At 75.5% G+C, this 20,016-nt stretch carries 21 protein-coding genes; 13 read left to right on the top strand and 8 right to left on the bottom strand.

Going from position 1 to position 20,016, the window contains the following annotated elements; genetic code table 11:
• Positions 1-66 precede the first annotated feature (66 nt).
• Positions 67-882 carry a site-2 protease family protein gene (locus AB0910_RS13170; protein ID WP_366744660.1) on the top strand — a complete coding sequence of 272 codons (816 nt, stop codon included), beginning with the start codon at positions 67-69 and terminating at the stop codon, positions 880-882.
• Between the two features lie 73 nt (positions 883-955).
• Here AB0910_RS13170 and AB0910_RS13165 read toward each other — a convergent pair whose 3' ends face one another.
• The 3 genes from AB0910_RS13165 to npdG form a co-directional block, all read right to left on the bottom strand.
• Entirely contained in the window at positions 956-2,803 is a 1,848-nt protein-coding gene (locus AB0910_RS13165) for a coagulation factor 5/8 type domain-containing protein (RefSeq protein WP_366744659.1), read from the bottom strand.
• 249 nt (positions 2,804-3,052) lie between these two features.
• Positions 3,053-3,238: a hypothetical protein gene (locus tag AB0910_RS13160; protein ID WP_366744658.1), complete on the bottom strand. Its 186-nt coding sequence runs from the start codon at positions 3,236-3,238 to the stop codon at positions 3,053-3,055.
• 122 nt (positions 3,239-3,360) lie between these two features.
• Complete coding sequence (gene npdG / locus AB0910_RS13155; protein ID WP_366744657.1) at positions 3,361-4,095, bottom strand: NADPH-dependent F420 reductase; 735 nt, start codon at positions 4,093-4,095, stop codon at positions 3,361-3,363.
• Positions 4,096-4,174: 79 nt separating this feature from the next.
• Here npdG and AB0910_RS13150 point away from each other — a divergent pair, with 79 nt between their 5' ends.
• The 6 genes from AB0910_RS13150 to AB0910_RS13125 all read left to right on the top strand — a co-directional run bounded on the left by AB0910_RS13150 (position 4,175) and on the right by AB0910_RS13125 (position 9,683).
• The gene (locus AB0910_RS13150; RefSeq protein ID WP_366744656.1) at positions 4,175-4,888 is read left to right on the top strand and encodes a hypothetical protein; all 714 of its coding nucleotides are present in this window, start codon (positions 4,175-4,177) and stop codon (positions 4,886-4,888) included.
• Between the two features lie 90 nt (positions 4,889-4,978).
• Entirely contained in the window at positions 4,979-6,118 is a 1,140-nt protein-coding gene (locus AB0910_RS13145) for a bile acid:sodium symporter family protein (RefSeq protein WP_366744655.1), read from the top strand.
• Positions 6,119-6,301: 183 nt separating this feature from the next.
• The gene (locus AB0910_RS13140; RefSeq protein ID WP_366744654.1) at positions 6,302-7,162 is read left to right on the top strand and encodes a TetR/AcrR family transcriptional regulator; all 861 of its coding nucleotides are present in this window, start codon (positions 6,302-6,304) and stop codon (positions 7,160-7,162) included.
• Positions 7,163-7,312: 150 nt separating this feature from the next.
• The gene (locus tag AB0910_RS13135) at positions 7,313-8,206 is read left to right on the top strand and encodes a 3-keto-5-aminohexanoate cleavage protein (RefSeq protein ID WP_366744653.1); all 894 of its coding nucleotides are present in this window, start codon (positions 7,313-7,315) and stop codon (positions 8,204-8,206) included.
• Positions 8,207-8,250: 44 nt separating this feature from the next.
• Positions 8,251-9,207, top strand: a complete 957-nt coding sequence (locus AB0910_RS13130) for a 3-hydroxyacyl-CoA dehydrogenase NAD-binding domain-containing protein (protein ID WP_366744784.1) — start codon at positions 8,251-8,253, stop codon at positions 9,205-9,207.
• Entirely contained in the window at positions 9,204-9,683 is a 480-nt protein-coding gene (locus AB0910_RS13125; protein WP_366744652.1) for a thioesterase family protein, read from the top strand. Before AB0910_RS13130 ends, AB0910_RS13125 begins: the two co-directional genes overlap by 4 nt.
• Positions 9,684-9,744: 61 nt before the next feature.
• Here AB0910_RS13125 and AB0910_RS13120 read toward each other — a convergent pair whose 3' ends face one another.
• Positions 9,745-10,551, bottom strand: coding sequence for a sulfite exporter TauE/SafE family protein (locus AB0910_RS13120; RefSeq protein ID WP_366744651.1), 807 nt, complete (start codon positions 10,549-10,551; stop codon positions 9,745-9,747).
• A 93-nt stretch (positions 10,552-10,644) separates the two neighbouring features.
• Between AB0910_RS13120 and AB0910_RS13115 the strand changes: the two genes are divergently transcribed.
• On the top strand, positions 10,645-11,409 hold the full coding sequence (locus tag AB0910_RS13115) for a helix-turn-helix transcriptional regulator (RefSeq protein ID WP_366744650.1): 765 nt from the start codon (positions 10,645-10,647) through the stop codon (positions 11,407-11,409).
• Between the two features lie 84 nt (positions 11,410-11,493).
• Here the strand turns inward: AB0910_RS13115 and AB0910_RS13110 are convergent, their stop codons facing one another.
• Positions 11,494-11,712: a hypothetical protein gene (locus tag AB0910_RS13110; RefSeq protein WP_366744649.1), complete on the bottom strand. Its 219-nt coding sequence runs from the start codon at positions 11,710-11,712 to the stop codon at positions 11,494-11,496.
• Between the two features lie 114 nt (positions 11,713-11,826).
• On the opposite strand from AB0910_RS13110, the gene map reads away from it, so the two are divergent.
• Both map and AB0910_RS13100 read left to right on the top strand, forming a co-directional pair.
• Positions 11,827-12,684 (top strand): type I methionyl aminopeptidase, encoded by an 858-nt coding sequence (map, locus tag AB0910_RS13105; RefSeq protein ID WP_366744648.1) that lies wholly within the window; start codon positions 11,827-11,829, stop codon positions 12,682-12,684.
• Between the two features lie 133 nt (positions 12,685-12,817).
• A complete protein-coding gene (locus tag AB0910_RS13100; protein WP_366744647.1) occupies positions 12,818-13,480 on the top strand; it encodes a biliverdin-producing heme oxygenase in 663 nt (220 codons plus the stop codon).
• Here AB0910_RS13100 and AB0910_RS13095 read toward each other — a convergent pair.
• Together AB0910_RS13095 and AB0910_RS13090 are read right to left on the bottom strand one after the other, a co-directional pair.
• Complete coding sequence (locus tag AB0910_RS13095) at positions 13,465-13,593, bottom strand: hypothetical protein (RefSeq protein WP_366744646.1); 129 nt, start codon at positions 13,591-13,593, stop codon at positions 13,465-13,467. The genes AB0910_RS13100 and AB0910_RS13095 overlap by 16 nt on opposite strands.
• A 432-nt stretch (positions 13,594-14,025) precedes the next feature.
• Positions 14,026-14,703, bottom strand: coding sequence for a PhzF family phenazine biosynthesis protein (locus AB0910_RS13090; protein WP_366744645.1), 678 nt, complete (start codon positions 14,701-14,703; stop codon positions 14,026-14,028).
• Between the two features lie 214 nt (positions 14,704-14,917).
• Here AB0910_RS13090 and AB0910_RS13085 point away from each other — a divergent pair, with 214 nt between their 5' ends.
• Positions 14,918-15,889, top strand: coding sequence for a hypothetical protein (locus tag AB0910_RS13085; RefSeq protein ID WP_366744644.1), 972 nt, complete (start codon positions 14,918-14,920; stop codon positions 15,887-15,889).
• 304 nt (positions 15,890-16,193) lie between these two features.
• Here AB0910_RS13085 and AB0910_RS13080 read toward each other — a convergent pair whose 3' ends face one another.
• Positions 16,194-17,216: a small ribosomal subunit Rsm22 family protein gene (locus AB0910_RS13080; RefSeq protein ID WP_366744643.1), complete on the bottom strand. Its 1,023-nt coding sequence runs from the start codon at positions 17,214-17,216 to the stop codon at positions 16,194-16,196.
• Positions 17,217-17,278: 62 nt separating this feature from the next.
• Here AB0910_RS13080 and AB0910_RS13075 point away from each other — a divergent pair, with 62 nt between their 5' ends.
• Complete coding sequence (locus AB0910_RS13075; RefSeq protein ID WP_366744642.1) at positions 17,279-18,577, top strand: MFS transporter; 1,299 nt, start codon at positions 17,279-17,281, stop codon at positions 18,575-18,577.
• 207 nt (positions 18,578-18,784) lie between these two features.
• A partial coding sequence (locus AB0910_RS13070; protein WP_366744641.1) for a BTAD domain-containing putative transcriptional regulator occupies positions 18,785-20,016 on the top strand: 1,232 nt, incomplete at its 3' end.

The following is a 20,016-nucleotide window of genomic DNA, read 5'->3' as shown; positions in this document are numbered from 1 at the left end:
CGGGGGCCGGGTGGAGAACCAGTACGGTTCATGCACGTAGTGCCTGTGCCGGCCGGGGGAGACCCAATGAGCAGTGTCAGTACCGCCGCCAAGAGCGAGCGGCGGATCAGCCCCGTCTTCCTCGGGATCGCCGCCGTGGCGGTGGTGTCCGGGTGGGCGGTGTGGACGGGGTTCTCGGACAGCGCGGGCTTCGCCGTGTTCGTGTTCGTGGTGTCCGCGTGGGTCGTCTCGCTCTGCCTGCACGAGTACGCACACGCCCGCACCGCCCTGCACAGCGGCGACATCAGCATCGGTGCCAAGGGCTACCTCACGCTCAACCCGCTCAAGTACACGCACGCCCTGCTCAGCATCGTGCTGCCGGTCGTCTTCGTGATCCTCGGCGGGATCGGCCTGCCGGGCGGCGCCGTGTACATCGAGCGCAACCGGGTGCAGGGGCGGTGGCGGCACAGCCTGATCTCCGCCGCGGGCCCCCTGACGAACGCGCTGTTCGCGCTCGTGTGCACCACGCCGTTCTGGCTGCTCGGCCTCGGTGGGGTCCCGCTCGACTTCCGGCACGCGCTCAGCTTCCTCGCGTTCCTCCAGGTCTCCGCCACCCTGCTGAACTTCGTGCCGGTGCCCGGCCTCGACGGATACGGCGTGATCGAGCCGTGGCTCTCGCCCCGCATCCGCAGGCAGATCGCGCCCTTCGCGCCGTTCGGCCTGATCGCCGTCTTCGTCGTGCTCTACCAGGGCACGGTCAACCACGCCTTCTTCGACCTGATCGACGCGATCCTCGGCCACCTCGGCGTGGACCAGAACTCCACCTACTGCGGGCAGAACCTCTTCCAGTTCTGGACCACGCAGACCCCGCAGTGCGAGGTGCCCGCCTTCTTCGGCAACTGACCCGCGGGGCACCGAAGGCGCGCGGGGCGGGCCGGGGCGTGTGCGGCGCCCCGGCCCGCCCCGCGGCCGCGGATCACGGGTAGCGCGCCACCTTCGCCAGCGCCACCTCAGCGTCGGAAGGACCGCCCGTCGTGTTGATGACGTGCGCGATCGTGCCCTGTCCGCCGCCCAGCGAGAACGTGATCATGCTGTGGAAGCGGACCCCGGCCCGCCGCGGCGCCGCGAACGCGCGGTCCGCGACGATCGTCGGGTCGGCCGTGAGGTTGCAGTAGCTGCCGAGCCCCCACGCCTCGTGCTCCCGCACGCCCGCCGCCACCTCGTACGCCGGGTGGCCGCGGTGCGCGCCCTCGCGCCACGCCGCCTGGTCCGGCGGGTCGTACGGCATCTCGTTCTGGAAGAAGTACGTACGGCCGCGCTCGCCCGACCAGGCGACCTGCGCCTTCTGGTGGTGCTCGACGAACAGCCCGTACACCGTGACGTCGTCCCCGGCCACCACCAGGCCCGTGTCCGAGGTGTTCTTCGTCCAGCCGACGCCGGTGCCGTGGTCGGCGCGCCACAGCCAGGTGTTGTCGATGATCACGTCGTCGCTGTTGACCACGATCGAGTTCCGCGCCTTGCCGACGCCCGCGCCGCCGACCCGGACGAACACGTCGTGCAGCGAGGTCGGGTCCTGGGCGTGGCCGCGGCGCGCGCCCTCGGGCCCGACCCGCACCAGCGCCCCGCTCTCCTGCTCGCCCGCGTCCACCAGCAGCCCCGCGATCTTCACGCCGTCCACGTCGGCGACGTCGAGCGCCGTGACGCCGCCGTCGGGGACGAGCGTCGCGAGGCCGAGGCCCAGGACGACCGTGCCCGCCCTGGTGATCCTCAGCGGCTGCGCGAGGTGGTAGACACCGGGCGTGATCAGCAGGTGCTTGCCCTGCGCGAGCGCCGAGTTGAGCTCAGCGGCGCTCGCCCCCGGCTTCGCTATGTGGAAGTCGCCGATCGGCACGTCCTCACCTGCGGCGCGCCGCCCCTCCCAGCTGGTGTTGTGGCTGTCGCGGCGCACGGCCGGCACGAACACGTGCCAGGCGCCCGCCTTGTCCACGTGCAGGAACGGCTTCTCCCGTACGACCGGGGTGCGCGCCACGTTGGTGAAAGGCGGCGAGGGGAAACTCGTCGCCGGCGCGTTGTCGGTGCCGACGAAGACGATGTTCCAGTTGAAGCCGAGCCAGTTGCCTACCACCGAGTTGCGGGTGATCCACTGCTGCTGGGTGCCGGACGCCACCTGGCCGGTGATCAGGCTGTCGGCGATGAAGCCGCCGCTCGAATAACCCCCGTCGTCCAGTTGGAGATCGCCGGTCAGGTAGATCCGCCGGTAGAAGGTGGCCTGGGAGACGGCCCAGCGGTCCGTGCCGCTCCTCGGCACCGGGTGGAGGTTCTCCGCGCCGCGCCAGAAGTTGGTCAGCGTGCCCTTGCCGTGCGCGTCGCCGTCCACGTGCAGGGAGTCGGAGATCGTCACGTCGGCGGGCTGCGCGCCGAGCCCGGCGACATGGGTGTAGTAGCCGATGTTGACGTCGACGTCGTAGCTGCCCGGCTTGAACAGCAGCGCGTAGCGGCCGGTGCCGAACTCGGCCTGCTTCTGCTGCGCGTAGACCGCGTCCAGCGTCGACTGGACGGTGTCCGGGTCCATCGACGGGTCGAAGACATGGACGTTCGGCCCGAGGTCGGGGTCGCCCGCGGCGCGCCGGGCCGGCGGGGGAGCGGTGGCCGCGGCCGCCCTGCCGCTGTCCGCGTCCGCGGGGGCCGCCGCGGCGGCGGGTGCGGTCATCGCGGCGGCGCCGGAGGCCGCGAGGGCGCCCGACGCGAGCAGGAAGCCGCGTCTGCGCAGGCTGGAGTGGTCCGATGCGTGCGGTGTGAGGGCTTCGGGGAGTTCACGGGGCACGAGCTGCCGTCCCTTCCGACAACGCAGGACGGCGCCCGGGCGCAGCCGAACGGCCGTACGGGCACGCGGCGTCCGACCTGCACGTGGACTGCGCCGGCCCGACGGGCCGACCCTTGTTTCACGACGTGATTGAACGCGTGCGGGAAGGGAGCGTCAAGGGTGCGGAGTTGACATCGTCACGGGTGGGACGGCCGGGTTCCCGCCCGGCGGGCGGGACCCGTGGGAAGGGCCGGAGGCGCCCCCCGGCGGTCAGCGCTGCTGCGAGGCGGCGGGCGCGGTCCGCGCGCGCCGCAGGTAGTACCACGCCATGTTGGACGACAGGCCGGCGAGCAGGATCCAGACGACGCCGAGCCAGCTGCCCTGGACGAACGAGAGCACGGCCGCGGCGACGGCGAGTGCGCAGACGACGAGGGCGTAGAGGGCGAGGCGGGGCATGGGGCGCTGCTCCTGTCGGAGGGACGGACGGGCGGACGGGCGGACGGGCGGACGGGGGAGACCGCCGCCCTCCCAGTCTCCCCCATCCGCCCCCGCGCCCGGCGGCAGGGCAGGGGACGCGCTCAGACGTCCGTGACCCGCAGGCCCGCGTGCGCCTTGTAGCGGCGGTTGACGGAGATCAGGTTCGCGACCAGCGACTCCACCTGGTGGGCGTTGCGCAGCCGCCCCGCGTAGACGCCGCGCATGCCGGTGATGCGGCCCGCGAGCGCCTGCACGACGTCCGTGTCGGCGCGTGACTCGCCGAGCACCATGACGTCCGTGTCGATCGACTCGACCGCCGGGTCCTGGAGCAGGACGGCGGAGAGGTGGTGGAAGGCGGCCGTGACCCGGGAGTCCGGCAGCAGCGCCGCTGCCTGCTCGGCCGCGCTGCCCTCCTCCGGCGTGATCGCGTACGCGCCCTTCTTGTCGAAGCCGAGCGGGTTGACGCAGTCCACGACGATCTTGCCCGCGAGGTCCTCGGCGAGCGACGTGAGCGTCTTCGCGTGGCCCTCCCACGGCACGGCGAGGATCACCACGTCGCTGCGGCGTGCGCAGTCCGCGTTGGCCGCGCCCGCCACGCCGTGCCCGAGCTCCGCCGCCGCGGCCTCCGCGCGCTCCGCCGCGCGCGAGCCGATGATCACCTTCTGCCCGGCGCGCGCCAGCCGGTACGCGAGGCCGCGGCCCTGGTCGCCGGTGCCGCCGAGCACGCCGACGACGAGGCCCGACACGTCGGGCAGGTCCCACGGGTCCCTGGCGGGCGGCTTGGCGGTGTCCGTGCTCTGTGAAGCGTCCGGGCTCTGAGAAGAAGAGGAAGTCATGGCCCCCAGCCTTCCCTTTCGGGTGAGGTCTTGGCCACTCGGGGCCGCCGGGCCCGCCGCTCGGGCAGGATGCGGGCCCATGGATGCCCAACGCGTAGCCCTGTTGCGCGAGGTACTCGCGGGTACCCGCTGGCCCTCGGAGGCCCGCGGCTTCGCGGGCGCCCTGCGCTCGCGCGTCGTACCGCAGGGCGGCGGCCTGCTGCTCGTCGGGACGCGGGCGTACGAGCCCTGGCACCTGGCCGCACACCTCGTGGACGAGGCGGCCTGGTCGGGCAGGCCGGAGCTGACCCCCACCCTCGTGCGGCACCGGGTGCCCGCGGACGCGCCCGCCCATCTGACGGTGGGCCTCGGCAGGCTGGCGGCGGCCGGGCGCGGCGAGACGCTGCTCGTGGTGGCGCCAGGCCCGGCCGACCAGGGCCTGCTCGAACGGGTGCACGGGGCCAGGCGCGCCGGGGCGACGGTCTTCTCGCTGGACGGCGGCGACCCGGAGATGCACGCGCTGGCGCACGAGGCGCTGACCGTGGTGGGCGCGGCCGCGCCGCCCGGGGAGGCGGCGGGTCCCGAGGCGGCGGGTCCCGACGCGCCGGGCCACGGGGCGACGCGGGAGCCCGGGCGCGTCCCGGGGCCCCGTACCACCCCCGAGCTCGATGTGGACTTCGACACAGTGCAGCACCTGGTGAGCGCGGCGGCAGGCGAGGCCGAGCTGCCCGCCGTGCGCGGCAGGTACCGCTTCAGGGACCGGCTCGCGCTCCTCGCCGACCGGCTCACGGCCCCACCGCCCGCTCGCTGGTGAGGCCGGGCGGCGGCCGGGGGCCCGGGGCGTGCCGCGTCCACGATCCGGAACACCCCTGCTGCATGTACGCGCCATCTTTACGATGCCCGGGTGTCACAGGACGAGTCGCAGCACGAGCGGAACGAACCCGGTGTCCCCGCGCGGCGCACGGCGCCCCCTGCGCCCCGGGCCCAGGGGCCCGAGGACCGGGCGGCGCGGGATGCGGCGCCGGCGGGCCAGGGGCCGCAGGGCAAACCATCGCAGGGTCCCGGCGGCTCGCCGGGCGCGGCGGGCACCGACCGGGCGGCGCAGCGCGCGGTCACCGTCTTCCCGGTGCTCATCCTCCTCGCAGGCGCCCTCGGCATGGTCAGGCCCTCGGCCTTCACCGGCTGGGGCACGGGCACGCCGTGGATGCTCGGCACCGTCATGTTCTGCATGGGGCTCACGCTGACCCCGCCGGACTTCAGAACGGTGGCGCGGCGCCCCTGGGCGGTCGGGCTCGGCCTCGTCGCGCACTACGTGATCATGCCGGGGCTCGGCTGGCTGATCGCCAACGCCCTCGGGCTGCCGCCCCAGCTGGCCGCCGGGGTCATCCTCGTCGGCTGCGCGCCCAGCGGCACGGCGTCCAACGTCGTCGCCTACCTGGCGCGCGGCGACGTCGCGCTCTCGGTGTCCGTCGCGACGGTGTCGACCGTGCTCGCGCCGCTGCTCACCCCGCCGCTCACGCTGCTGCTCGCGGGGCAGTTCCTGCACGTGGACGCGGGCTCGATGGTCACGGACATCCTCAAGCAGGTGCTGCTGCCCGTCGTCGCCGGAGTCCTCGTGCGCCTCGCCGCAGGGCGGTACGTGGACCGGGTGCTCGGCATCCTGCCGTGGATCTCCGCGGTCGTCGTGGCGCTCATTGTGGTGACCGTGGTCTCCGGCAGCGCGCAGCAGATCAGGAACGCGGCCGGGCTCGTCCTGCTCGCCGTCGTCCTGCACAACGGCCTCGGCCTCGCCCTCGGCTACGGCGCCGGCGCGCTGTCCCGGCTCGGGCGCCCGGCGAGCCGGGCGATGGCCTTCGAGGTCGGCATGCAGAACTCCGGCCTCGCCGCGTCCCTCGCCTCCGCGCACTTCAGCGCGGAGGCCGCGCTGCCCGCCGCCGTCTTCTCGGTCTGGCACAACGTGTCGGGCGCCGTGGTGGCCGCGTGGATGGCCCGCCGCGAGCGCCGTCGCGCGCAGGACGAGGCAGCCCCGCCCGCCGCCGGGTAGCCCTCGGCCGCCTGCCCCGGCCGACCGGGCCGGGCCCGGCCGCTCCGCGGCCCTGCCCGGGGCCACGGCCCGTTGCGGTTCTGACTGGCGCATCAGTCAGATCCGCAATTCCCCAGTACATCGGCAGGGGGAGCGGGTGCAGGGTGTTGAGTTTTACGCAACGCCCACCTAAGGTCGTGGCCCGTGGAAACCGACGAAGCCCCGACGTCCCGCACGGCCGCCCGGGTCCGCGAGGTCATCGCGGACGCGGGCGTCAGCCAGCGCGAGTTCGCGCGCCGCGTCGTCATGGATCCGTCCAAGCTCTCGCGCTCGCTGAGCGGCACCCGCCGCTTCACGGCCGCGGAGCTGGCGCGGATCGCCGACGAGGGCCGGGTCGAGGCGGGCTGGCTGCTCGGCACCCGTACCAGCGGGAAGGACACGGCGCCCGCCGCCGGTGTCGAGGGCGGGCGGCCGCTCCAGATCGTCCGCGAGACGGTCAGGCTCATCGCGGAGCACGGCTTCCACGCGGTACGGGTGGCGGACATCGCCCGCGCCTGCGCCACCAGCAGCGCCGCGATCCACTACCACTTCCCGAGCCGCGCAGAACTCCTGGAGGCGGCCGTGCGCTGGTGCATGGACGAGGACACCGCACGCCGCGCGGCCCGCCTCGCCGAGGCGGACGACGCGGCGGCGGAGCTGCGCCAGCTGATCGCGCTCCAGACCCCGCGCACCGCGCAGCAGCGCCGCCAGTGGGCGGTGTGGCTCGACCTGTGGGCCGAGGCCGCGCGCTCCACCGCGGTGGGCGGGCTGCACTCCGAGTACTACCGGCAGTGGCGGGCGACCGTCGCCGACGTGCTGCGGCGGGGGGCCGCCCAGGGCGTGGTCCGCGCCTCCGTCGACCCGGAGGAGGCGGCGCTGACGCTGACCGCGCTGATCGACGGCCTGGCGACGCATGTCCTCTCGGTGGGCGGCCCGTCGTCCGCCGCCGCCGCTGACGCCATGCACGCGGCGCTGACCGCCCATGTCACCCACACGATCCTGGCCCCGCAGCCGAGAACGCCATAGCCGGGACCCGTAGCGACGAAGGTCCCGTAGCGCAGACCCCGTAGCGAAGAACCCGCGGGCGAAGAGCCCGCAGGCGAAGTACCCCGACCCAGCCAACCCGCGCCCCCGCCCGGCCACCCCCGAGCGGCACGACCCCGGGAGGTCCCCCCCATGCCCGTCAACGAGAACGTCATCATCACCTGCGCGCTCACCGGCGCGGGCGACACCGTGCGCAAGAGCCCCCACGTCCCCGTCACCCCGGAGCAGATCGCCAGGAACGCCGTGGAGGCGGCCGCGGCGGGCGCGGCCGTCGTCCACATCCACGTACGGGATCCCGAGACCGGCGACCCGGCGCGCGACCCGAAGCTGTACCGGGAGGTCGTCGAGCGCATCAAGGAGACCGGCACCGACGTCGTCATCAACCTCACCGCCGGCATGGGCGGCGACCTGGTCATCGACCCGGACGACCCGCTCACCCACCTGCCGGGCACCGACCTCGTCAGCGGCCTCGACCGCCTCCCGCACGTCGAGGACCTGCTGCCCGACATCTGCACACTGGACTGCGGCTCGCTCAACTTCGGCGACGGCTCGAACCTCTACGTCTCGACGCCCGACATGCTGCGCGCGGGCGCGCGGCGCATCCAGGAGCTGGGGGTGCGGCCCGAACTGGAGATCTTCGACACGGGCCAGCTCTGGTTCGCCAAGCAGCTGCTCGCCGAGGGCCTGCTCGACGACCCGACCGTCTTCCAGCTGTGCATGGGCATCCCGTGGGGCGCGCCCGCGGACCCGGGTGTACTCCAGGCGATGGTCAACATGCTGCCGGACGGCGCCCGGTGGGCGAGCTTCGCGCTCGGCCGGATGCAGATGCCGTGGGCCGCGCAGTCGATCCTCCTCGGCGGCCACGTCCGCGTGGGCCTGGAGGACAACCTCTACCTCGGCAAGGGCAACAAGGCGACCAACGCCCAGCTCGTCGAGCGGGCCGTGACCCTCACCGAGTCGATGGGCGCCCGCGTCGCGACACCGGACGAGGCCCGCGCCACCCTCGGACTCAAGCCGCGCAAGTAGCCCGCAGCGACCACGAAGGAACCCCCCCCATGACCTCACCCTCCATGACCCCGCCCGAGAACGTCCGCCGCGTCGCCTGCGTCGGCGCGGGAGTCATCGGCGGCGGCTGGGCCGCCCACTTCCTGGCCCGCGGCTACGACGTGACCGCCTGGGACCCCGCGCCCGACGCCGGGCAGCGGCTGCGCCGCCTGGTCGAAGCCGCCTGGCCGACGCTGACCTCGCTCGGCCTCGCCGAGGGCGCGTCCACCGACCGGCTCACCGTGACCGCCACCCTCGAAGAGGCCGTGGCCGAGGCCGAGTTCGTGCAGGAGAGCGCGCCCGAGAAGCTCGACCTCAAGCGCGACCTGCTGGCCCGCCTCGACGCGGCGGCACCGCAGGGCGTCGTCATCGCCTCGTCCACCTCCGGCTATCCGATGACCGAGATGCAGACGACGGCCGCCGACCCGTCGCGCCTCGTCGTCGGCCACCCGTTCAACCCGCCCTACCTCATCCCGCTCGTCGAGGTCGCGGGCGGCGAGCGCACCGACGCGGCCGCGGTCGCCTGGGCCGCCCGCTTCTACGAGGCCGCGGGCAAGTCCGTCATCACGATGGACAACGAGGTGCCCGGCTTCATCGCCAATCGGCTGCAGGAGGCCCTGTGGCGGGAGGCGCTGCACATGGTCGCCAACGGCGACGCGACGGTCCGGGACATCGACCTGTCGATCACCGAGGGGCCAGGGCTGCGCTGGGCCGTCATGGGGCCGATGCTGACGTTCGCGCTCGCGGGCGGCGAGGGCGGCATGGCGCACATGCTGGACCACTTCGGCCCGTCCCTGAAGTCGCCGTGGACGCGCCTCGCGGCGCCCGAGCTGGACGCGGCGCTCTACGACGCCGTGGTGGCGGGGTGCGACGAGGCGGCGGACGGCCGCTCCATCGCCGAACTGGTCGCAGAACGCGACCGCGGTGTCGTCGAGGTGCTGCGCGCCACCGGCCGCCTGGGCCGGGGGGAGGGCGCCCGATGACGAGCCTCCCGCTGTTCCGCAGCACGGTCCGCCCCGAGTGGATCGACTACAACGGCCATATGAGCGAGGCGTTCTACGTCCTCGTCTTCGGTCACGCCACGGACGCGCTGATGATCGAGACGGGCCTCGACTCCGGCTACCGCGAGTCCACGGGCTGCTCCCTCTACACGGTCCAGTCCCAGGTCCGCTTCCTCAAGGAGGTGCCCGAGGCCGCCCATCTGGCCCTCCGTACCCGCGTGTTGGGGGCCGCGGCGCGCAAGTCGCGCTTCGTGCACGAGATGTACGTCGTGCCGGAGCAGGACGCGGAGCCGGCACAGGACGCGGCGCCCGCGGCGACGACCGAGCTCCTCGCGGTCCACGTCGACCAGCGGGCGGGCCGGGCCGCCGAGTTCCCCGAAGCGGTCCTGCGCCGCCTCAGGGAGCTGACGGAACCGGCCCCCGACTGGGCGGGCCACCCGATCCCGGCCGTGGGCTGACCGGCCCCCGGAGCCGGACCGCGCCTCCGGCCCCGGGGAGGCGGCCTGCCGCGGACACGACCTAGCCTCCGGTCAGGATCATCGTCGCGGCGACCGCCGCGAGCAGTCCCACGTAGGCCCAGGCGTGGACGCGGTCGGGGACGCGTGGCGGGTGCCGCCTGAGCAGCACGATCACCGGGAGGGCCGCGGCCAGCAGCGCGGCGGCCGACCGGACGTCGACGAGGCCCACCAGGTGCACCGGCGAGGCCCCGGCCGCCGGCGCCGCGGAGGCGAGGCAGACCGCCGCGGTCGGCAGGGCGACGGCGAGGGTGAGCGGGTTGGCGAGCGCCGTGGCCACCCGCATCGGATGCCCGGCGCGCCGCATCGCGGGCACGGTCAGCACACTGCCGCCCACGCCGAGGAAGGCCGCGACCGCACCGATGGGCACGCCGAGCACCGGCGGCAGCGGGCGCGGGCCCCCGGCCTCGTACGGTGCGGCGCGGCGGCTCGGCCGCAGGAAGCCGGGGCGCAGCAGCACGTCGGCGATGGTCAGGACGACATAGCCGACGAAGGCCCAGTGCGCGAGGCCCGCGGGGGCGTGGCGCGCGAGGAGCGCCCCCGCCGTGGCACCCGCCACGAGCAGCAGGATCAGGGGGCCGCCGCCGCGCAGGGCCGCGAGCACCCGCCGGGGCGTGGCCGCCGTCGCGAGCCCCGCGCCCGCCGCCATGACCAGCGCGGAGGTGGCCGTCGCCACCCGCATCGCGTCGGGGCCGAGCGCCCGGTCGGCCCACACCACCACCGGCACCGTCACGAAGCCCCCGCCGAAGCCGAAGGCCACTGTCGTCACACCCGTCACCAGCCCGATCCCGAGCAGTGCCACCACATCCATGCCGTCCACCCCACCAGTCCGGGCGCGGGGCGCGCATGCGATGGTCGGCGCGATTGTTTCGCGTCCCGGCCAGGCAGTCGCTACGGTGGCCGGGTGAGGAACGTCCCCCTGGCCGAGGTCGACCACGTCGGGCGGGCCGTGCTGCCGGTCGGCACCGACTATCCGCCCGGCCACCTGCTCGACTGGCACGAGCACCGGCGCGCGCAGTTCCTCTACGGCGCCACCGGCGCCATGGTCGTCGACACCGCGCAGGACAACTGGACCGTGCCGCCCGAGCGCGCCGTGCTGATCCCCGCGGCCACCCGGCACCGCGTGCGCATGCTGGAGGTGAGCACGCGCAGCCTGTACATCGAGCCGGGCGCCGTCCCCTGGTGGCCCGCGACCTGCACGGTCGTCGACGTGCCGCCGCTGCTGCGCGAACTGCTCGCCGCGGCGGCCGGGTTCGGGCCCGACTACGACCTCGCGGGGCGCGCGGGCGCCGTCGCCGCGCTCCTGCTGCACGAGATCGCCGCGCTGGCCCCGCTCCCCTTCCACGTCGGCATCCCCGCCTCCGCCGACCTCGCCGGGCTCTGCCGCGCCTATCTCGCGGAGCCGGACGCGGGCACCACCAACCGGGAGTGGGCGGGCCGGGTGGCGATGAGCGAGCGGGCGTTCACCCGCAGGTTCCGCGCCGAGACCGGCGAGAGCCCGGCCGGCTGGCGCGGCCGGGCCCGCCTGCTCGCCGCCGTGCCGCTGCTGCGCACGGCGCGGGTCGGCGAGGTGGCCGGACGCCTCGGCTATGCCTCGCCGGCCGCGTTCACCGCGGCCTTCACCCGGGCCTTCGGCGCCCCGCCCTCCCGCTTCACCGTGCGCCCCTGAACGCGCGGCGGCAGGAGGCCCCGGCCGGTCCGCGGTGGCCGTGCACCGCCCCGGCCGGTCCGCGGCGGCCGTGCGCGGCCCGGGTCAGTGCGCGGAGCCCTCGCCGCCCCGCTCGGGTTCGCTGTCCCACTCCTCGTTGCGCTCCTTGACCTTCTCCATCGCGTGCTCGGCCTCCGTGCGCGACGCGTAGGGTCCGAAGCGGTTCTTGGCGGGACACTGGAGCCCCTCCTCGACGGTCTTGTGCTGGAGGCAGTAGTACCACTCGCCCGCCGCGGGCTGCGTGCGCTTCTTGAACAGGGCCATCGTCCGTGCCTTTCCCTCCGGGACCGTGCCGGTCCTCGCCGTGCCCACCGTGTGCCCGGCGTACCCGCCATGCTGCCCCGCGGGCGGCCGGGGGACGCTGGTTAGACTCGCCGCATGTCCGGCCAGCAGCTTCTCGTCCCCGGGACGGTCTCCCCGCAGCGCCCCGTCCCCGCAGCCATCGCCCGCCCGCCCTACGTGGGCAAGCCCAAGCCCGACCCGTACGAAGGCCCCGACGTGCAGAGCGCGGAGACCGTCGAGCGTATGCGGGTCGCGAGCCGTATCGCGGCCGACGCGCGCGAGGAGGCGGCGAAGCACATCGCGCCCGGTGTCACCACCGACGAACTCGACCGCGTCGCCCATGAGTACATGTGCGACCACGGCGCCTATCCGTCCACGCTCGGCTACCGGGGCTTCCCCAAGTCGCTGTGCACCTCTGTCAACGAGGTCATCTGCCACGGCATCCCGGACTCCACGGTCCTGCGCGACGGCGACATCGTCAATCTCGACGTGACCGCCTACATCGGCGGCGTGCACGGGGACACCAACGCGACCTACCTCTGCGGGGACGTGGACGAGGAGTCCAGGCTGCTGGTCGAGCGGACCAGGGAGTCCCTGAACCGGGCCGTCAAGGCCGTGCGGCCCGGCCGCCAGATCAACGTGATCGGCCGGGTGATCGAGTCGTACGCCAAGCGGTTCGGCTACGGGGTCGTGCGCGACTTCACGGGCCACGGCATCAACACCGCCTTCCACTCCGGCCTCATCGTTCCGCACTACGACAGCCCGCACGCGACGACCGTCATCCGCGAGGGCATGACCTTCACCATCGAGCCCATGCTGACGCTCGGCTCGTACGACTACGACCTGTGGGAGGACGGCTGGACGGTGGTCACGAAGGACCGCCGCAGGACGGCGCAGTTCGAGCACACGCTCGTGGTGACGTCGACGGGCGCGGAAATCCTCACGTTGCCCTGACGCCGGAACGGGGTACGGTTTTCCCGACAGGACGTCGGGAAAATCCAACGAGGCGCACGGGTGGTTACTTAGGTAAGCCTAAGCTAAGCTCTCCGTGTCCCTCGGTCGTCCCCCAGGTCCGGAGGTTCCGCCCGTGCCGACAGCCACCGTCCCCTTCTCGACCCGCATCCGCGAGGTCTCGGCGGCGCAGCACGCCGCCGTCAGCACCTCGTCCTTCATGAGCGACCTCATCGGCGGCAGACTCGGCCTGGAGGCGTACGCCCGCTACACCGAGCAGCTGTGGTTCGTCTACGCGGCCCTGGAGGGCGGCGCGGCCCGCGACGGCCTCACGTCCGACGCCGTCGCCGGGCCGTTCGTCGGGCCCGAGCTCGCCCGCACCCCCGAGCTCGCCCGCGACCTCGCGTACCTGCGCGGCCCGGACTGGCGCAGCGACCTGGAGCCGCTGCCCGCCACGGCCGCCTACGCGGCCCGCATCGAGGACTGCGCAGCCGCCTGGCGCGGCGGCTACGTCGCCCACCACTACACCCGCTACCTCGGCGACCTCTCCGGCGGCCAGGCGCTCGGCGCCCGCGCCGAGCAGCTGTGGGGCTTCGCCCACCGCGGCGACGGCGTGCGGTTCTACGCCTTCGACGCCATCGGCAACCCCGCCGCGTACAAGCGCGCGTACCGGGCGAGGCTCGACGCGCTGCCGGTCGACGCGGCGGAGAAGGCGCGGATCGCGGACGAGTGCCGCCGCGCCTTCGAGTACAACGGCGCGGTCTTCCGCGAGCTGGGCGAGCTCTACCCGGCGGCCTGAGCCCCGCCGCCGCGCGGGGCGCCGCCCGCGCGGCGGCGGACCGCGGCGAGCAGCACCAGCGCGGGCACGGTGCACACCGCGCCCGCGAGGAACGCCCCGCGCGGCCCCGCCACGGGCAGCGCGCCGCGCGCGGGGGCGACCGTACGGACCGGGCCTGCGGGCCCGGGGCGGCCGGTGACTCGGTGGCCAAGGAGACCTCCTGATGGCAGCGGGGCGGCGGGGGGCCTGCCCTCCTGCCCGGGAGCGTCGCGGGCGCCGGTGTGCCCGCTCTACTCTTTCGGCCCGGGCCGAATCCCCGGAGAAAGGCACGGCGAGCACCGTGCCCCTGCACATGCGCCCGGGCGCCGACGACCTCACGCGCTACCGGTTCGCGGTGTCGCCGCTGTGCCAGACGCACGAGGCGCTGTGACTGCTGCGCAGGCCGGGCCGGCACCGCTACCACCGCCCTCGGCCGGGCGTTGGCCGCCGCGCACCGCGGCTGAACGCGCCGCGCACGCTGCGCGCACGGCCCCGGGGGCCACCCCCGGTGCCGTGGCGCGGCGGGGTCACGAGGCGAACCGCACCCGGCCGCCGAGCTCGATCTCGCCGTCGCGCGCGGGCGCCGTCAGCAGCTGCGAGCCCCCGCCCTGCGTGATGTTGAGCGCCCTGCCGAGCTCCGCGGTGAGCAGCAGCGCCGCCGCGCCCGTGGCCTCGTCCTCCACGACCACCTCGCCGCGGCGCGGGAACGCCCGCGCCCTGACCCGGCCCGCCGCCTCGTCCTCCCACGCCCACGCGTAGAGCCAGCCCGCGCCCGGCGGAGGCGCGGGCAGCGCGTCGACCTCGGCGGGCGAGGCGTACTGCCGCAGCGTGCGCGGCGGCACCCACTCGGGGCGCGCCGTGATCCAGGTGAACTCGCCGTCCTGGCGCACCCACACCTCGCCCGCCTCCACCTGGAGCGACTCCACGTCGAGCAGCCAGGCCGCGCCGACGAGGGGGTGCCCGGCGAACGGGAGCCGCAGGCCCGGCGCGTAGATGTCCACCACACCGCGCTCCGGGTCGTCGACGAAGACGGTCTCGCTGTGGCCGAGCCGGTCCGCCAGGGCCTGCCGCGGGCCCTGCCCGCGGTGGGACCTGCCGTCCCGCACGACACCGAGCGCGTTGCCGTGGCGCCCGTCGCCCGCGCAGAACACCCGGAGGACGTCGAGGTGCGGCGCGGGCGCGGCCTGCCGCGGTTGGTCTGTCACGCGGGCATTCAAGCACCTCCCGTCCGGGGGCCTTCCCTTGGGCGCCGCGCGCCCCGCGCCACCTGCCACGGGCGCGTCCCGCACACCGGTGCGGCGCCCCCCCCGCGGGGCCGCGGGCTCGTCCACCAGGTCCCGGCCCGCACCCTGTTCCCCCTGCCGGTAGGGTGCTCCGGACGGGTTGGGTCCACGAGGTCCGGGAAGCAGAAGACGACCGATGAGAAGGCCGATTCGAACGGCGTGGCTCGCGACGGCGGCCATGGCGGTGCTCTCGCTGACGGCGAGCGGCTGCGTGACGGTGCACGGGGAACTGGCGGTCGTCCCGTCGGTGGAGCGGAGCGAGGCCGCGAAGGCCCTGACCGCCTTCGTCGACGCGTACAACGCCGCGGACAAGGCGTACGACCCGGCCCTCGACAAGGGCCGGGTCACCGGCGCGCTCGGCGCGATCAACCAGGCGGGGCTGCGGTCCAAGTCCGTGACCAGCCCCGGCGGCAACCCGCACCACACCGACCTGGTGCTGGACGACGCGCGGTTCACCATCCCGAAGAAGGCGGGCTGGCCCCGGTGGTTCGTCGCCGACGCGGCGCCCGCGGGACAGCAGCGCTCCGGCGGCGGGGTGCGCTGGCTGATGGCGTTCGTCCGCGAGAGCCCGGAAGCGGACTGGAAGGCCGCCTACCTGACGACCATGGCGGCGGGCGCGATACCGCACTTCACCACCGGCTCCGACGGCTACGCGGTCCCGCCGACCGGCGCGGACCTCGCGGTCGCGCCGGCCCGGCTGAGCGCCGACTACGCCTCGTACCTCCAGACGGGCAGCCCCGACGACTTCGCGCCGGGACCGCACACCGACCGGTGGCGCGCCGACCGCGCCCACGACGCGAAGCAGCCCGCCAGCACCGTCCAGTACGCCGACCAGCCCCTCAAGGGCGGCGCGTTCACGCCCCTCGCGCTGTCCACGCAGGACGGCGGCGCCTTCGTCTTCTTCGCCACCCGCTACTTCCAGCGCCAGACCACGGCCGCCGGCTTCCGCCCCCAAGTCGCCGCCGACGTACGGCCGCTGGTGCGCGGCACCGTCCACACCAAGCTCACCAAGGACTGGATGTCGAGCCAGGTCGCCGAGGTGCCTGCCGGCGGCAAGGTCGCGATCATCAGCCGCCTCGAAGGCGTGACCGGCGCCACCGGCTCCTGAGCCCCGGCGGCCCCCGGTACCGGGCCGCCCGGCGACGGGTGCCGCCCACGGCGGCCGGTGCCGTGCCGCCGTGGCACCCGGACCGGTTGCCGTGCCCCCGCCCGGGCCGGCCGGCTGCCGCGTCCAGGCCCGGGTCAGCGGCCCGCCGCGTCCCCGAGGGGTCAACCGGCCTCCGTGTCCCCGCCCCGCCCGGTTCAGTCGCCCGCCGTGACCCGGCCCGGGACAGTCGGCTGGTGCTTCCCCGCCCGGGTCGGCCGCCCGCCGCGTCCCGGCCCGGGCAGGCGCCCGCCGCGTACCCGCCGCGTCAGTCGCCCGCCGTCTCCCCGTTCGTCTCGCCGGGCGGCGGCCACGCGTCGCCCCAGTCGGTGTCGCGCGCCGCGCGGTACAGCGGCCCGTGCCGCTTCGTCACCGTCGTGCGCCGCAGCCCCTCCGCCGCCGTGCACAGGTCGAGCAGCACCTGCCCCTTGCGCAGCTGCGGCCTGCGCACCACCCGGGACGGCGCGGGGGAGACCGCGCCGGGCCCCCGCACCGCCGCCACATAGCTGAACTTCTCGTCCTCGTACGGCAGCGAGCCGCCCTTCACCTGCCGGTGCAGCGACGACCTGCCGACCCGGGCCGCGAAGTGGCACCAGTCAGTACCCCGTTCGATCGGGCAGGCCCCGTCGTGCGGGCACGGCGCGGCGACCGTGAAGCCGGCGTCGACCAGCGCGTCGCGCGCGGCGAGCACCCGCTCGTACCCGTCGGGCGTGCCCGGCTCCACGACCACCACCGCGCTGCCCGCCCGCGCGGCGGCCGCCACCAGCGCCGCCCGGTCGGGCGCGGCGAGCTCCTTGAGCACATAGCCGACCGTGACGAGACCGGCCTCCGGCAGCGCGCCGCCCGCCGCGCCGACCCTGGCGCGCCGCCACACGGCGTCCGCGAGATGCGGTACCCCGGCCGCGAGCTCCCTGCCGACCGCGAGCGCGGGCTCCGCCCAGTCGAGGACCGTCGTGGGGCGCCCGCCGGGCCAGACGGCACCCGCCGCCCACACGGCGGCTCCGGTGCCGCCGCCGACGTCGAGGTGGCTCTCCGGGCGCCAGCCGGGCGCCGCGTCCGCGAGGGCGCCGAGCGCGGCACGTACCGCCTCGAACGTCGCCGGCATCCGGTACGCGGCGTACGCGGCGGCGTCCGGGGCGTCGCGCAGCACCGGCGCGTCGGTGGGCGTGGTCCCCCGGTACGTGGCGATCAGCCGGTCGACGGCCGCGGCGGCCCGCGCGGGCGGCACGCCGTCCAGCAGGCCGGCGAGCGCGGCACGCAGGGTTTCCGAGGTGGGGAGGATCGCGTTCACCGCGGAATTCTAGACTCGTCCGGACGGGTGAGAGACGAGCGCGACGGAGAGGGCGGCGTGCGGTGGTGCGGACGGACCGGGACGGCACGGGCGACGGAGGCTGCGACGGCAGGGCGGACACGGCGCCCGCGGGCGAGGGCGCCCCGCCGCGCGGCCCCGCGGGCGCGGGCCCCGCGCCCGCAGCGCACCACTCGCTGATGACGCGGCCGCTGCTCGTGCTGTTCGCGGTGGCCGCAGGCGCCGCCGTGGGCAGCCTCTACTACGCGCAGCCGCTCCTCGACGTCATCGGCGGCGACCTCGGCGCGGGCGACGGCACGGTCGGCCTGCTGGTCACGGCGACCCAGGTCGGCTACGCGCTCGGCATCCTGTTCATCGTGCCGCTCGGCGACCTGCGCCAGCGGCGCGTCCTCATCCCCGTGATGATGGTGCTCTCCGCGCTCGCGCTCGGCGCCTGCGCCGCGGCGCCGAACATCGGGACCCTCGCGGGCGCGCTGATCGCCGTCGGCGTGACCACCGTGGCCGGCCAGATCCTCACCCCGCTCGCCGGGGACCTCGCCGACGACGCCTCCCGCGGCAAGGTCGTCGGGATCGTCGTCAGCGGCATCCTCACCGGCATCCTGGTCGCGCGGATCTTCGCCGGGCTCGTCGCCTCGGCCGCGGGCTGGCGGGTCGTCTTCCTGGTGGCGGCGGTCGTCGCCGTCCTCCTCGCGGCGCTGCTGTACCGGTCCATCCCCGTGCTGCCTGCCCGCTCCTCCACGCTGCCCTACCGCGCCCTGCTGAAGTCGGTGTTCTCGCTCGTCGCGCACGAGCCCAAGCTGCGGATCAGCATGGTGTTCGGGATCTTCGGCTTCGCCGTGTTCACGATGCTGTGGACCTCGCTGACCTTCCTGCTCTCCGGGCCGCCGTACGACTACCCGACGGCCGCGATCGGCTTCTTCGGCGTGGCCGGGCTCATCGGCGCGCTCGCCGCCCAGGGCGCGGGCCGCCTGCACGACCGGGGCAGGTCGGTGATCGGCGTCGGCCTCGCCTGGGTGCTGATCCTCGTCTCCTGGGTGGTCGTCGGCTTCGGCGGCCATGTCCTCGTGGTGCTGGTCCTCGGCATCATCGTGCTCGACATCGGCATCCAGGGGCAGAACATCCTCGCCCAGTCCCGGGTCTTCCAGATCTCCGCCGAGGCGCGCAGCCGCCTGAACACGGCGTACATCGCGGGCAACTTCATCGGCGGCGCGATCGGCTCCGTCGTCGCCACCACCGCCTGGGACGCGGGCGGCTGGCCCGCGGTCTGCGTCACCGGCGGGGCGCTCTCGCTGGTCGCCCTCCTCGTCTGGGCGGCCACCCGCCGCGGCGCGCTGCGGCCCTGAGCCGGCGCCGGCGACGACGCTGACGTCGGGCCCCCGGAGGTCCGCGCGCGGCCCCGCGGCCGGGCCTCCGAGGCCCGCGCGCGCCCCCTGAGCCCCCGCGCGGCCCGGCGGGCCGCTACGGCCCCCGGCAGCCGGACTGACACCGCCCCCCGCGCCCAGGACGCCGCACGCCGCCGCACCCCGGCCCGGCTGGGGGACAATGACGCCATGCACTATCGAGTCCTGGGCACCACCCACGCATTCCGCGACGACGGCACGCCCGTCGCCGTCGGAGGCGCGCGCCTGCGTGCCCTGCTCACGGCCCTCGCGCTGCGCCCCGGCCGTACGGTGCAGGTCGGCGCCCTCGTCGCCGAGGTGTGGGACGGCGACCCGCCCGCCGACGCGGTCGCGGCGCTCCAGGCCCTGGTCGGGCGGCTGCGGCGGGCGCTCGGGCACGGCGCTGTCGCCTCGGTGGAGGGCGGCTACCGGCTGTGCGCGGCCGAGGACGACGTGGACTGCCACCGCTTCGCCCGCCTCGCGGCCGAGGGCGCGCGGGCGCTGGACGCGGGCGAAGCGGCCGCAGCGGACGCGCTGCTCACCGAGGCGCTCGCGCTGTGGCACGGGCCCGCCCTCGCCGACCTGCCCGACCGGGCGGGCGAGGCGCCGCGCTGGGAGGCCCGCCGCAGGGAGGCGCACCGCGCGGCCCTCGCCGCGGCGCTCGCGCTCGGCAGGGCCGACGAGGCGCTGCCTGAGCTGACCGCGCTGTGCGAGGCGTCCCCCCTGGACGAGCGGGCGCAGGCGCTGCGCATCAGGGCGCTGCGCGACGCGGGGCGCCCCGCTGAGGCGCTCGCCGCGTACGAGGGGATACGCCGCGCGCTCGCCGACCGGCTCGGCACCGACCCGGGCCCCGAACTGCGCGCCCTCCACGGCGAACTGCTCGCCGGGGGCGAGGGGCGGCCCGCCGCCCCCGGGGCCGGGCGGCCCGCCCCGGCCGCCGCGGACGCCGGCGCGCCGCCGCAGGGCCCGCACGCGGCGGGCAACCTCAGGGCCAGGCTCACCTCCTTCGTGGGCCGGCAGGAGGACATCAGGGCCCTCCACGACGACCTCGCGCGCTCCCGCCTCGTCACGCTCACGGGACCCGGCGGCGCGGGCAAGACCCGCCTCTCGCAGGAGGCGGCGGAGGCCGAGGGCGGCCCCTCCTACCCCGACGGTGTGTGGCTCGCGGAACTCGCCCCCGTCGACGCGCCCGAGGCCGTCCCCGAGGCGGTGCTCGCCGCGCTGGGCGCCCGCGAGACCGTGCTGCGCGGCGCGGGCACCGAGAGCCTGCGCGCCGCCGACCCCCGCACGGGCGAGCCGCTCGGCCTCCTCGTGGAGCATCTGGGGCGGCGGCGGATGTTGTTGGTGTTGGACAATTGTGAGCATGTGGTGGGTGCGGCGGCGGAGTTGGCTGAGGTGTTGTT

Source organism: Streptomyces sp. NPDC047002 (assembly GCF_040704505.1).
Taxonomy (GTDB): domain Bacteria; phylum Actinomycetota; class Actinomycetes; order Streptomycetales; family Streptomycetaceae; genus Streptomyces.
This window is presented reverse-complemented; position numbering and strand designations above follow the sequence as displayed.